Origin of the sequence: Prevotella sp. P6B4 (assembly GCF_000619985.1) — a bacterium.
Taxonomy (GTDB): domain Bacteria; phylum Bacteroidota; class Bacteroidia; order Bacteroidales; family Bacteroidaceae; genus Prevotella.
The window spans coordinates 41731-55300 of record NZ_JHVE01000003.1; the positions used below are offsets into that span (position 1 = coordinate 41731).

9 protein-coding genes and 1 tRNA gene are annotated in these 13570 nt (G+C 46.1%); all 10 read left to right on the forward strand.

Annotated elements, in window-relative coordinates; translation table 11 throughout:
• Nucleotide 1 precedes the first annotated feature (1 nt).
• The 10 genes from recQ to T491_RS0102595 all read left to right on the forward strand — a co-directional run bounded on the left by recQ (nt 2) and on the right by T491_RS0102595 (nt 13569).
• Nucleotides 2–2182 (forward strand): DNA helicase RecQ, encoded by a 2181-nt coding sequence (gene recQ, locus T491_RS0102550; protein WP_028902481.1) that lies wholly within the window; start codon nt 2–4, stop codon nt 2180–2182.
• Between the two features lie 13 nt (nt 2183–2195).
• The gene (locus tag T491_RS0102555; protein WP_155949999.1) at nt 2196–3239 is read left to right on the forward strand and encodes a hypothetical protein; all 1044 of its coding nucleotides are present in this window, start codon (nt 2196–2198) and stop codon (nt 3237–3239) included.
• 85 nt (nt 3240–3324) lie between these two features.
• Complete coding sequence (gene guaB / locus T491_RS0102560) at nt 3325–4806, forward strand: IMP dehydrogenase (RefSeq protein ID WP_028902483.1); 1482 nt, start codon at nt 3325–3327, stop codon at nt 4804–4806.
• Between the two features lie 2 nt (nt 4807–4808).
• Nucleotides 4809–6245, forward strand: coding sequence for a peptidylprolyl isomerase (locus T491_RS0102565; RefSeq protein WP_028902484.1), 1437 nt, complete (start codon nt 4809–4811; stop codon nt 6243–6245).
• Nucleotides 6246–6289: 44 nt separating this feature from the next.
• On the forward strand, nt 6290–7621 hold the full coding sequence (locus tag T491_RS0102570) for a peptidylprolyl isomerase (protein ID WP_231480171.1): 1332 nt from the start codon (nt 6290–6292) through the stop codon (nt 7619–7621).
• Nucleotides 7618–9198, forward strand: coding sequence for an OstA-like protein (locus T491_RS0102575; protein WP_231480164.1), 1581 nt, complete (start codon nt 7618–7620; stop codon nt 9196–9198). The genes T491_RS0102570 and T491_RS0102575 overlap by 4 nt, the downstream gene beginning before the upstream one ends.
• Nucleotides 9195–11027 carry a DNA mismatch repair endonuclease MutL gene (gene mutL / locus T491_RS0102580; protein ID WP_028902487.1) on the forward strand — a complete coding sequence of 611 codons (1833 nt, stop codon included), beginning with the start codon at nt 9195–9197 and terminating at the stop codon, nt 11025–11027. Before T491_RS0102575 ends, mutL begins: the two co-directional genes overlap by 4 nt.
• Before the next feature lie 95 nt (nt 11028–11122).
• A tRNA-Val gene (locus tag T491_RS0102585) sits at nt 11123–11197 on the forward strand.
• Nucleotides 11198–11254: 57 nt separating this feature from the next.
• Nucleotides 11255–12643 (forward strand): MATE family efflux transporter, encoded by a 1389-nt coding sequence (locus tag T491_RS0102590; RefSeq protein ID WP_028902488.1) that lies wholly within the window; start codon nt 11255–11257, stop codon nt 12641–12643.
• A 617-nt stretch (nt 12644–13260) separates the two neighbouring features.
• Nucleotides 13261–13569, forward strand: coding sequence for an ATP-dependent Clp protease adaptor ClpS (locus tag T491_RS0102595; protein WP_028902489.1), 309 nt, complete (start codon nt 13261–13263; stop codon nt 13567–13569).
• Nucleotide 13570 lies beyond the last annotated feature (1 nt).

A 13570-nucleotide genomic window follows, 5' to 3' on the forward strand; every position in this document is an offset into this window, starting at 1 on the left:
TATGAACGAAAAATTGAATCTCACTGCAGCCCTGAAGAAGTACTTTGGATTTGATACATTCAAAGGAGATCAGGAGCGTATTATACAGAACCTGATGGCTGGCAACGATACCTTTGTACTGATGCCTACCGGTGGTGGAAAGTCGCTGTGCTACCAATTGCCTTCGCTGCTGATGGAGGGTACGGCTATCGTGATATCACCATTGATTGCGCTGATGAAGAATCAGGTTGACGTCATCACTAGTATGAGCGAGGATGAGGGCACGGCTCACTATCTTAACTCATCGCTGAATAAGGCTGCTATCGATCAGGTGAAGTCTGACGTGCTGTCGGGACGTACGAAGTTGTTGTATGTAGCTCCTGAATCTTTGACAAAGGAAGAGAATGTGGAGTTTTTGCGATCAGTTAAAATTTCATTCTACGCTATCGATGAGGCTCACTGTATTTCAGAATGGGGACATGATTTCCGTCCTGAGTATCGTAAGATTCGTCCTATTGTTAATGAGATTGGGCAGGCGCCGATTATTGCCCTGACAGCTACTGCTACCGATAAGGTACGAACAGATATCAAGAAAAATCTAGGAATTGTTGATGCTGCAGAGTTCAAGAGTTCGTTCAACCGGCCTAACCTTTATTATGAGGTGCGTGCGAAGACCAAGGATGTTGACAAGGATATCATTAAGTTTATTAAACAACATCCAGGCAAGAGTGGTATCATCTATTGTTTGTCGAGAAAGAAGGTAGAAGAATTGGCTGCAATCCTGCGTGCCAATGATATCAAGGCTGCTGCCTATCATGCAGGTTTGGATAGTAATACCCGTTCGAATACACAGGACGAATTCCTGATGGAGAATATCGATGTGATTGTGGCTACCATCGCCTTTGGTATGGGAATCGATAAGCCCGATGTGCGTTTTGTGATTCACTACGATATTCCTAAGTCGCTCGAAGGCTATTATCAGGAGACTGGCCGTGCTGGTCGTGATGGTGGCGAGGGTATCTGTCTGGCTTTCTACTCGAATAAGGACTTGCAGAAACTTGATAAGTTTATGGAAGGTAAGCCTGTGGCAGAACAGGATATCGGTCGTCAGTTGTTGGTTGAGACCGCTGCATATGCTGAGACGTCGGTTTGTCGCCGTAAGATGTTGTTACACTATTTCGGTGAGACCTACGAGAAGGATAACTGTGGTAACTGCGACAACTGTCTGCATCCAAAGACTAAAATCGAGGCTCAGGAACAGCTGGTTATTGTACTGAAGACGATCCAGGTTATCAAGGAGAACTTCCGCTCGGACTATGTGATTGACTTTATTATTGGCAAACCTACCGAAGAGATTCTGGCTCATCATCATGATGAACAGGAACTTTTTGGTGCAGGAGCTGACGATGATGAAAAGATATGGAATCCAGTGATTCGTCAGGCGTTGATAGCAGGCTACCTGCGTAAGGAGGTGGAAAACTACGGACTTTTGAAACTGACGGCTGCAGGAAAGAAGTTCCTTAAGGCTCCTAAGTCGTTTATGATTGTGAAAGATGCAGAGTTCAATGATGATTATGACTCGGTTGACCATGAAGGTGGTGTTAGTTCACTTGATCCTGTTCTGACTGCCATGCTGCGTGATTTGCGTAAGAAGGTGTCGAAGCAACTCGGCCGTCCACCTTATGTTATTTTCCAGGATGTGTCTATCGATCAGATGGCTACTGACTATCCTATCACCCTTGAAGAGTTGAAGAATATTCAGGGAGTAGGTGAGGGTAAGGTGAAACAACCTTATGCCAAGGAATTTGTTGAGCTGATCAAGACTTATTGTGAGGAGAACAATATAGAGCGTCAGGTTGACATGCGTGTGCGTACTGTGGCTAAGAAGTCGATGCTGAAGGTGAAGATTATTCAGAGTATCGACCGTCAGATAGCTCTCGATGATATCGCGGAGGCTCAGGGTCTCGAATTTGAGGAACTGCTTGATGAAGTAGAGGCTATCGTTTATAGCGGTACGAAACTTGATATTGATTACTTCCTCGAGGAAGTGATGGATGAGGATCATGTCGATGATATATACGATTATTTCTCTGAGAGTGAAACAGATAAGCTGAGTGTTGCTGAAGAGGAACTTGGCGAGGATTACTCTGAGGATGAGATCCGACTGGTACGTATCAAGTTTATTTCTGAAATGGCAAATTAAAAATATAAGTAAGGTGAAGAGGATCGTATTAGCATTGCTGGGCATGTCGCTGGTTTGTCAGTCTGCCGACGCACAGTTCTTGAAGAAACTGTTCAAGAAGAAGGCCAAGACGGAGAAAAAGGCATCGAAGAAGTCTGATGCTATTGATGATGATGCTCAGACGGCTATGCTCGATATCGCAGCGTTGACCGATCATTCCAATAACCGTAATGCCTTTTTGGGTATCCCGTTGGGAATTAAAGGTGATCGTTTTGAGAAGTTGTTGCTGGAGAAAGGTTTTACCGAGCGTAAAGCAGAGATGAAGCAGACAGCTAAGGCTTATATTTATGATGGTGATGTATATGGTGTTCGTGCCACGGTGATGCTGGCGGTTTCGGATCTGACAGAACGTGTATATGCTGTCGATGTGACAGACGAGACTATTTATGGTTCTGAAGCAGAAGTCAAGGCGCGTTTTGCTCAGGTAAAGCGTGAATTGCAGAAGGTTTATGGTCTGGGCTATGTGGATAATCAAGGCGAAGCCTATACCATTAAAACTCAATTAGGTACCATCAATCTGCATTACGAGCGTGGTTCTCTTACCAGCAGCTATTCGTTGGGTTTCGCACTCGACGATGCTAAGGCTTACCAGATGGCATATTCGGAGATGGATGATAAGGAGTATGAGGCAGCTCCTCGGAAGATAGAGTCCGGCCTGGCTGCTCCTTGTAATCATACCGATCTGGTCGGGTTGGGTGTGCGCTTATTACAAAATCGTACCGTTAAAGGTTCTCAGACCGTATTGCGCAATTATGACTATACCTTAGGTAAGGCAACGCCCAAAGTTGTGCCGGCTACCTTTAAGATGAATGACTATCAGGCCATCGCTTCGCTGACACGTCGTAAGCAAGCAATTGCAGTCATCTCATTGTCGGCTACCGATGATCAAGAGGCTGTCTGTAAGGATTTGAGGACTTACGGTTTTACATCTGATGATCAGAAAACATGGCGCCAAGGAAAGATGACTGCTGTGGTAACAACCGATAAACAGGGTAGGGTTGTGCTTACACTACGTTAAATCCTATTAATAATAGGATAAAATGCTTGCTGTCTCGGAAAAAATGAGTAATTTTGCACGCAATAAATTTTAAAGGAGTATATTTATGTCATCATTTATTGCAGACAAGATTGTGATGGACGGCCTGACATTCGACGACGTCCTGTTGATTCCAGCTTATTCTGAAGTGCTGCCCAAAACGGTAGAGTTGAAAACCCGCTTTTCGAAGCACATCGAACTGAACGTGCCTTTTGTAACGGCAGCTATGGATACTGTCACCGAGAGCCAGATGGCTATTGCCATTGCCCGTGAGGGAGGTATTGGTGTAATCCATAAGAATATGTCGATTGACAACCAAGCTCGTGAAGTGGCTATTGTTAAGCGTGCCGAGAACGGTATGATTTATGATCCTATCACGATTCCTTTGGGTAGCACTGTAGCTCAGGCTCTTGACATCATGTCGGAGTATCATATCGGTGGTATTCCTGTAGTTGATGATGATAAGCGTCTGGTTGGTATCGTAACCAACCGCGACTTGCGTTTTGAGCGTCGTCTGGATCGTCCCGTTGATGAGATTATGTCAAAGGAGAATCTGGTGACCACCCATCAGCAGACTGATTTGACCGCTGCTGCACAGATCTTGCAGGAAAATAAAATTGAGAAGTTGCCCGTTGTTGATAAGGACAACCGTTTGATAGGTCTGATTACCTATAAAGATATTACGAAGGCTAAGGATAAACCCATGGCTTGCAAGGATGACAAGGGCCGTCTGCGTGTTGCTGCTGGTGTTGGTGTGACATTCGATACTCTCGACCGTATGCAGGCACTGGTGAATGCTGGTGTTGATGCTATTGTCATTGATACAGCTCACGGCCACTCAAAGAGTGTTATTGAAAAACTGCGTGAGGCAAAGGCTTCATTCCCCAATATCGATATCGTTGTCGGAAACATTGCTACAGGTGCTGCCGCAAAGATGTTGGTAGATAATGGTGCAGACGCTGTGAAGGTAGGTATCGGTCCAGGTAGTATCTGTACTACACGTGTAGTTGCAGGTGTGGGCGTTCCTCAGCTCAGTGCCGTTTATGATGTGTACAGCGCACTGAAGGGTACTAATGTACCTCTGATTGCCGATGGTGGTCTGCGTTATTCAGGTGACATTGTGAAGGCACTGGCTGCCGGTGGTAGCAGTGTGATGATAGGTTCGTTAGTGGCTGGAACAGAGGAGAGTCCTGGCGATACTATTATCTACAATGGTCGTAAGTTCAAGAGCTATCGTGGTATGGGATCGCTTGAAGCTATGGAACATGGCTCAAAGGACCGTTACTTCCAGGCCGATACCAAGGATGTGAAGAAACTGGTGCCCGAAGGAATTGCTGGTCGTGTACCTTACAAGGGAACCGTTCAGGAGGTGATTTATCAGATGGTGGGCGGTCTGCGCTCTGGTATGGGATATTGTGGTGCCCAGACCATCGAGAAGTTGCATGATGCCAAGTTCACCCGCATCACCAATGCAGGCGTGAACGAGTCTCATCCACATGATATCACTATCACTAGTGAGGCTCCTAACTACAGTCGTCCTAACGATTAATGATGAGAAAACTCACCATAGCCCTTTCTATGTTTGCAGCGATGACGTCGCAGCCAACATGGGCACAGACTACCGACCCGGTCATTATGACCGTGGCCGGTGTTCCTGTTTTGCGCTCGGAGTTCGAGTATTCGTATAACAAGAATAACGGCGAAGGGGTGATCGATAAGCTATCGGTCGATGAATACGTCAACTTATTTATTAACTACAAGCTAAAAGTGGCTGCGGCTCTTGATGCGAAACTTGATACATTGTCATCGTTCCGTCAGGAATATGTGATGTATCGTGACCAACAAGTGAAGCCTACCATGGTGACCGATGCCGATGTGCTGAAGGAGGCTCGCGAGATGTATGAGCGTACTAAGGCAATGGTTGGCCCACGTGGTCTGGTGCGCCCTGCCCATATCCTGTTGAAGTTGTCAACCAAGGCAACACCTCAGCTGCAGGAACAAATCAAACAGCGTATTGACTCTGTCTATCAAGCTTTGAAGGGTGGAGCCGATTTTGCAGAGATGGCACAAAAGTTGTCCGACGATGTCGGTTCGGGCAAGCACGGTGGTGAGTTGCCTTGGATTGCTCCTTCGCAGACCTTGAAGGAATTTGAGGACGTTGCTTTTGCCCTCGCCCCAGGTGAGATGAGTCAGCCTTTCTTGAGTCCGGTAGGCTACCATATTGTTTTGCTGAAGGAACGTAAGCAGCTGGAACCCTTCGACTCGTTGAAGTCTGCTATTGTAGCCTCATTAGAACGTCGTGGCATTCGTGAGAAGATTGCCGAAATGAAACTGCGTCGGAAAATGAGTATGTCGGCTGGTCAGCAAAATGCCGCGCAGGTTATGCAGCAACAAGCAGATTCGTTGGCTGCAGTTAATCAGGATTTGAAATATCTGTTTCAGGAGTATCACGACGGACTGTTGCTTTATGAAATCAGTAGCCGTGAGGTCTGGGACAAGGCTTCATCCGACGAGGTGGCTTTGAAAACATGGTTTGATACCCACAAGAAGGATTATGCTTGGAATGAACCCCGTTATAGGGGAATGGCCTATCATGTAAAGACAAAGAAAGATGTGAAGGCTGTGAAGAAGTGTGTTAAAAAACTGCCTTTCGATGAATGGACCGAGGCATTGCGCACCACCTTCAATCCGGATTCTGTCATCCGTATCCGTGTGGAGAAAGGATTATTTAAACCTGGTGATAATGCAACCATCGATCGCCTGGTCTTCAAAATTGGCAGTGATGATGCTGTCAGCAATCCTGACTATCCCATCGATGCGGTTTTTGGCAAGAAACTCAAACGTCCAGATAACTATCAGGATGTGCGCGAACGGGTGGTGGAGGACCTGCAAGATTATCTGGAGAAAGAGTGGGTGGATAGTCTGCGTCGACGTTATCAAGTAGAGATAAATCAAGATATATTGAAAACAGTAAATAAACATCTATGAGTATTATAAAAAAGGTAATGACACTGGCTCTTTTCGCATTGCCCATGGTGGCAAATGCCGAGAAGAAAGATTCTATTGGCACCATCGTTGATGAGGTGGTGTGGGTAGTTGGTGATGAGGCTATTCTTCGTTCTGATGTCGAAACCATGCGTATGCAGGCAGCGATGGAAGGCGTGAAGTGGAGTGGTAATCCTGACTGTACCATCCCAGAGCAGATTGCTGTTCAGAAACTGTTCAAGCATCAGGCTCAGATCGATAGTATCGAGGTGACTGATGCTGATGTGGCTCAGGAAGTCGAGCAGCAGATTAACTACTGGCTCGAGATGGTTGATGGTTCTCGTGAGCGTCTGGAGGAATATAAGCATCAGCCTCTGTCTCAGATCCGTGCTGATTTGCGCGAGGAAATGAAAGATCGTCAGATGGTGCAGAAGATGCGTCAGAAACTTGTCGAAGATATCACTGTGACCCCTGCTGAGGTACGTCGCTATTTTGCTGCATTACCACAGGATAGTTTGCCGTTCGTGCCCACCGAGGTCGAAGTGCAGATTGTGCAGTTGACCCCGAAGATTGATGCCGAGGAGTTGAACCGCGTCAAGGACGAGCTCCGTAATTATACCGAACGTGTGAACAAAGGTGAGACTCGTTTTCAGACTTTGGCTCAGTTGTATTCTGAGGATCCTGGCTCTGCCCGTCGTGGTGGAGAGTTAGGACTGATGGGGCGAGGTACCCTTGATCCTGCTTTTGCTCAGGTGGCTTTTAACCTTACGGATCCCAAGAAGGTGTCGAAGATTGTTGAGTCTGAGTTCGGCTTCCATATCATACAGTTGATTGAGAAGCGTGGTGATAAGGTGAATGTCCGCCATATTCTACGTAAGCCTGTAGTTTCTGACGAGGCTGTTGACCGTGCTTTGGGACGTTTGGACTCTATTGCCGACGATTTGCGAGCCGAGAAGTTTACTTTCGAGGATGCTGCATCGCTTATTTCGGATGATAAAGATACCCGTAATGCCAAGGGATTGCTGTCTACAGATATGATGAAGACTGGTAAAACCTCTTCTAAGTTCCGCATGCAGGACCTTCCACCAGAGATTGCTAAGGTGGTTGATACGATGAAGGTGGGACAGATTTCTAAATCGTTCAAGATGATTAACCAGCGTGGCAAAACCGTCTGTGTTATTGCTAAACTTAAGAATCGTATAGATGGTCATAAAGCTACAGTAACAGAGGACTTCCAGATTCTGAAGGATGTGGTGTTAAACAAACGTCGTGAGGATCGTATTCATCAGTGGGTGGTTGATAAGATCAAGAGTACCTATACCCGTTTGAACGATGATTACAAGGATTGTCAATTCGAATTCGAAGGTTGGATTAAGTGAGGAAATCGTTTACTATAGCCCTTTCGCTCGCCCTTTTGGTGGGTTTGGCGTCTGCTTTTGCACAACAAAAGCAGCAACGCCGTCGTCCTGCTGTCCGGAAAACTGCAAAAACTAAGGATTCGCGCGTTTATCTGGTGCATGCCGATGTGTTGCATTATGACCAACTGAAGAATCCTGATGCCACCATTCTGAATGGTAAGGTGCACTTCACCCATCAGGGTGCTCGCTTGTATTGCGACAGTGCCTACTTCTACGAGGCCAGTAACTCGTTCGAGGCTTTCGGGCACGTGAAGATGTATCAGGGCGACACTCTCTCGTTGTTCAGCGACTATGCCTATTACGATGGTAATGAGCAGATGGCTCGTGCTCGTTATAATGTGATTTTAAAGCATAAGAAGACCACCCTTTATACAGATAGCCTGGATTTTGATCGTCTATACGATAATGCTTATTTCTTCGAGGGTGGTAAGATGATTGATGGTAAGACCACGCTTACCTCTGACTGGGGAGAGTATAACACTAAAAGCAAGATGTCGGTGTTCAACTACGATGTGAAGATGAAGAGCCCTAAGTTCTTCCTCACTACCGATACTCTTTATTACGATACCCGTCTTTCGATGGCTCATATTGTAGGACCTTCGAATATCACTTCTGGCGAGAGTCATATTTACTCCGAACAAGGTTATTACGATACAAAGAATGACCGTGCCCGCCTGATGAACCGTTCGGTTCTTACTAATCAAGGCAAGATGATGGTGGGTGATAGTGTTTACTATGATAGTAAAGATGGTTTCTCGCAGGCTTTCCGTAATGTGGTATATGTTGACTCGGTTAACAAGAATAAGCTGACAGGCAACTATGGCGAATACTGGGAGCACACCGGCTATGCGCTGTGTACTGATAGTGCGTTGGCTATTGACTATTCACAGGGCGACTCGCTCTTTATGCATGCCGACACTTTCAAAGTGGTGACGTATAATATTGAGACCGACTCTGTTTATCGTAAGATATATGCTTTTCATCATGTGCGTGCGTACCGTACTGATGTGCAAGCTGTATGCGACTCGCTTATCTATAACTCTCTCGACTCCTGCATGACCCTTTATCACGAGCCGATTGTATGGAACAATAACCAGCAACTATTGGGCGACCGTATCGACGTGTTCATGAAGGATTCTGTCGTTGACCATGCCCATGTCATTGATAACTGTTTCTCCATCCAGCAACTCCGTAGCGATACCACCTTATTCAATCAGGTGTCGGCGAAAGAGATGTTTGCCTATTTTGTTGATGGTGCCATTCGTGAGACCCAGGCCAAGGGTAATGTGCTGATTGGCTATTACTTCGAGGAAGGCGACAGTGTGGCAATTATCTATAATTATCAGGAAACTTCTGAACTGCGTATGTATCTGAAGGACCGCAAACTACAGAAAGTGTGGACGCCTAAGAGCAGTGGAACCATGTACCCGCTCAACCAGATACCGCATGACCGCAAGCATCTGCCCAACTTTGCTTGGTATGATGATGTGCGTCCAACTGACCGTTATGACATTTTTAATTGGCGATCCAAGAAATGAGTGATATCATCCATCTTCTTCCCGATAGTGTTGCCAACCAGATAGCTGCTGGTGAGGTGATACAACGTCCTGCTTCTGTCATCAAGGAGTTGGTCGAGAATTCTGTTGATGCCGGTGCCACTACCATCCACGTGATTGTGGTTGATGCGGGGCGTACCTCTATTCAGGTTATCGACGATGGTAAGGGTATGAGTCCTACTGATGCCCGTTTGTCGTTTGAGCGTCATGCTACTTCGAAGATCTCGCAGGCTGACGATTTGTTTGCCTTGCGTACGATGGGATTCCGCGGTGAGGCACTGGCCTCGATAGCTGCTGTCGCTCAGGTAGAGCTGCAGTCACGTCGGCAGGAAGATGAGGTTGGTACTAAGCTCACTATTGCGGGATCGAGGGTTACCGGGCAGGAACCAGTGTCGTGTCCGGTGGGTAGTAATTTCAAGGTTGATAACCTGTTCTTCAATGTGCCTGCCCGTCGTAAGTTCCTCAAGACCAATGCTACCGAGCTTAATAATATCCTCACGGCATTTGAGCGTATCGTGCTTGTCTATCCTGATATCCATTTTACCTTGCATCACAATGGAGTAGAGATGCTGAATCTGCGTGCAGGCAGTCTGCGCCAGCGTATTGCAGATGTGTTTGGTAAGCAGTATAGTCAGGATTTGTTGCCCGTTGAAGTGCATACAGCCATGTGTGATGTCAGCGGTTTTGTGGGTAAGCCCGAGGCTGCACGTAAGAAGAGTGGCTGTGACTATTTTTTCGTCAATGGTCGCTTCATGAGGCATGCTTATTTCCACAAGGCGGTGATGAAAGCTTATGATCGCCTGGTGCCCGAGGGTATGTCTATACCTTATTTCTTATATATAAAGGTTGAACCTAGTGAGATTGATGTTAACATCCATCCTACCAAAACTGAGATTAAGTTCGAGAATGAACAGGCCATCTGGCAGATATTGGCAGCTGCTGTGCGTGATGGTATTGGGAAGTTCTGCGAGGTTCCTTCAATAGACTTTGATACCCAAGGACAGCCCGATATTCCAGTCTTCGACAATTCTAATGTGCATGAGAGCTATTCGTCACCTCGTGTCAATTATAATCCAGAGTACAACCCATTCAAGCAGAGTAGTGGTGGTAGTAGAACTGTGGCTTCTCAGTGGGAAACACTTTATGATGGGTTGGAACATGGAAGTTTCCGCGAAGAACCTGCCCAGCAGTCCTTGATGTTCGAGGATGATAATACGGTAGAGCCGCAGTCGGCCACTGAGATTCTCTCTGAGAAGTCGCCTGCCCATTATCAGTATAAAGGCAAGTATCTGATGACTGCCGTTAAGTCTGGACTGATGATTATTGACCAGCATCGTGCCAGTGTGCGCGTACTCTACGATCGTTATATGAGTCAGTTCGATAGTCGTGTTATCAGCACGCAGAAGCTGCTTTTCCCAGAGACTATTCAGTTTTCACCAGCCGATGCGGTAACTATGCAGCAACTACTTCCTGAGTTGTCGGCTATTGGATTTGATCTGAGTGATCTTGGTGGTAATACTTATGCAGTGAATGGTATGCCTTCAGGACTTGAAGGACTCAGTCCCCAATCGTTACTTCACGAAATGGTTTCGGGTACAAATGCTAACGAGTCGTTATCATCTATTCACTCGTCATTAGCATTGCGGTTGGCACAGAGTGCTGCCATTCCTTATGGCCAGATTCTGAATAACGACGAGATGGAAGGTATGATTAATGATCTTTTTACCTGCTCGAATGTGAATTATACACCCGACGGAAAAGCTATTCTTTGCATCCTTCCGCAAGGTGATATCGAACATTTATTGGGTTAAATAGTGAATGAGTGTTAAAATTTGACAGTTTTTTGATAAAACATGCGGCGGTCTCAAAAAATCTTCTTACCTTTGCACCCGCTTACAAGAAATGAGGGCGTTTAGCTCAGCTGGTTTAGAGCATCTGCCTTACAAGCAGAGGGTCGGCGGTTCGAATCCGTCAACGCCCACGAAAACAGAGTTAGGATGTGAGAAATCACATCCTTTTTTAGTTTAAGAAAGTCTGTATGAAGAAGGTTAAGAACAGCGAACTGCTGCTTTCGTACATACGCGAGGGCCGAACGATGACCCAAAGGGAGAAGCTTTGGTTAATCGTTAGTTTGAGTATACCTTCTATTTTAGCACAGATTTCCGCAACGGTCATGTTTTTTATTGATGCCTCAATGGTGGGCCATCTGGGGGCTAATGCGTCGGCATCTATCGGATTGGTTGAGACCACTGGTTGGTTGTTGGGCGGTTTGGCCTCTGCTGCTAACATGGGATTCTCGGTTCAGGTGGCACATTTTATCGGTGCCAACGATTTTGAAGCTGCGCGCCGGGTATTGCGACAGGCTTTAGTGTGTTGTCTGCTTTGGGCGTTGTTCATATCCCTTACCTCGCTTGCCATTAGTCCTTTTCTGCCTTACTGGATGGGAGGATCTGCCGAAATAGCGCGCGATGCTTCGCTCTATTTTGCTATTTTCGGTGCCTGTGGTATCTTCTTCCAGATGGAAGGTCTGGCCGGATCCATGTTAAAGTGTTCTGGCAACATGAAGATACCCTCCGTGCTGAATATAGGAATGTGTGTGATGGATGTTGTTTTTAACTTCCTCTTTATATATATTCTAGGTTTGGGGGTAATGGGGGCTGCTATCGGTACGGGTATGGCTATGCTGGTTACGGCCAGTCTGATGCTGTATTTTCTGCTGGTCAAGTCGAAGATGTTATCGTTGGTGGGGCGTCCTGGATCATTCAAGCCTAAGGCTGACACTATTGGTAATGCTTTTAGGATCGGTGCTCCCATGGGGCTGCAACACCTTCTGATGGGATCGGCTCAGATGGTAAGCACGCTCATTGTGGCCCCTTTGGGTACGATAGCTATCGCTGCCCACTCATTGGGTATCACGGTCGAGAGTCTCTGCTATATGCCAGGCTTTGGCATTGCTGAGGCTGCCACCACGCTGGTAGGACAGGGGATTGGTGCTGGTCAGCGTCAGCTCACTCGCTCGTTTGCCCGCATGTCTGTGGGCTTGGGTATTGCCGTTATGTCACTGATGGGTGTGATGATGTGGGTTTTTGCTCCTCAACTGATGGCTATCATGTCGCCTGTCGACGAGGTAATTGCTTTAGGGGTACAGGTGCTGCGCATTGAGGCTTGGGCCGAACCCATGTTTGCGGCTGCCATCGTAATCAACGGCATCTTTGTGGGAGCGGGCGATACCATCATCCCTGCCATCATGAGTCTGGCTTCGATGTGGGGCGTCAGGCTCACATTAGCAGCCTCTCTGGCACCTAAGTGGGGGTTACGCGGTGTATGGACGGCTATGGCCATCGAACTGACATTCCGTGGCATGATTTTTCTGGTACGACTGTTCCGTGGTAGCTGGGCCGATAAGTTGAAATTAAAAACCAAATAGTATAAGATTTATAGTGTATAGACATAAAAAAAGCCGCTCAAGGGTCATCAACGACTCGAGGGCGGCACCAACAATCTATGAATAACTAAAAACCTTTTTCTGAGAAAAAACGGAGTGTCACCACTGCGTCTTTGTTATCCTTACTAACAAATCTTTTCTAACACCTTAGAAATACCTATCTCCAATTTAACTAACTAATAAACCTAAAACCAAATTCTAACTAACTATTAACTCTAACTAAAACCTAAATCAATCAATCTTTATTTTACCTTAACTAATACCTCTGTATTATCTTTCTATGCTTCTATTGAAGAACTCTTGTTGTCTTTTGACGTTGCAAAGGTACGACGATTTTTGCAATCTCGCAATACTTATGCTCTATTTTCCTAAAAAAAGTGCCCTTCTTTTGATATACATCAAGTCATTGTGTGCGAACACAATCAAATTGTGTGCGAAAACGGGTAGTTTTGACACTTCTTCACAAAAGTCTTAAAAACACCTACGTATTCTATTATACCTATTTATATATAGAATACACCTTTAGATTGTATTGTGGGTATTCATTTTGTATATTGGAAATTATTGTGTATCTTTGCAGCCAAAATGGTTTAGAGTGTATGGCAAAGCAACAATCGGCTACAAAAGAGCGGCAGCGCACTGATCTGCGTGAGCCTCAGCGATATAAGGTGACCATCTATAATGATGACTTCACGACGATGGAGTTTGTGGTGAAGATTCTGACCCAGGTGTTTTTCAAGAGTGAGGCTGAGGCCGAGGCGCTGATGTTGCAGGTGCATCATTCTGATAAAGCAGTGGTGGGCATTTATAGTTACGATGTAGCAACCTCGAAGGTGCGCAAGGCTAGCAATATGGCTCGCGAAGAGGGATTCCCGCTTAGACTGACAGTAGAACCAGAGGAGGCATAAA

Coding starts and splice junctions, on each gene's coding strand:
- recQ (WP_028902481.1), top strand. CDS start 2: ATGAACGAAAAATTGAATCTCACTGCAGCCCTGAAGAAGTACTTTGGA.
- guaB (WP_028902483.1), top strand. CDS start 3,325: ATGTCATCATTTATTGCAGACAAGATTGTGATGGACGGCCTGACATTC.
- T491_RS0102565 (WP_028902484.1), top strand. CDS start 4,809: ATGAGAAAACTCACCATAGCCCTTTCTATGTTTGCAGCGATGACGTCG.
- T491_RS0102570 (WP_231480171.1), top strand. CDS start 6,290: ATGGTGGCAAATGCCGAGAAGAAAGATTCTATTGGCACCATCGTTGAT.
- mutL (WP_028902487.1), top strand. CDS start 9,195: ATGAGTGATATCATCCATCTTCTTCCCGATAGTGTTGCCAACCAGATA.
- T491_RS0102590 (WP_028902488.1), top strand. CDS start 11,255: ATGAAGAAGGTTAAGAACAGCGAACTGCTGCTTTCGTACATACGCGAG.
- T491_RS0102595 (WP_028902489.1), top strand. CDS start 13,261: ATGGCAAAGCAACAATCGGCTACAAAAGAGCGGCAGCGCACTGATCTG.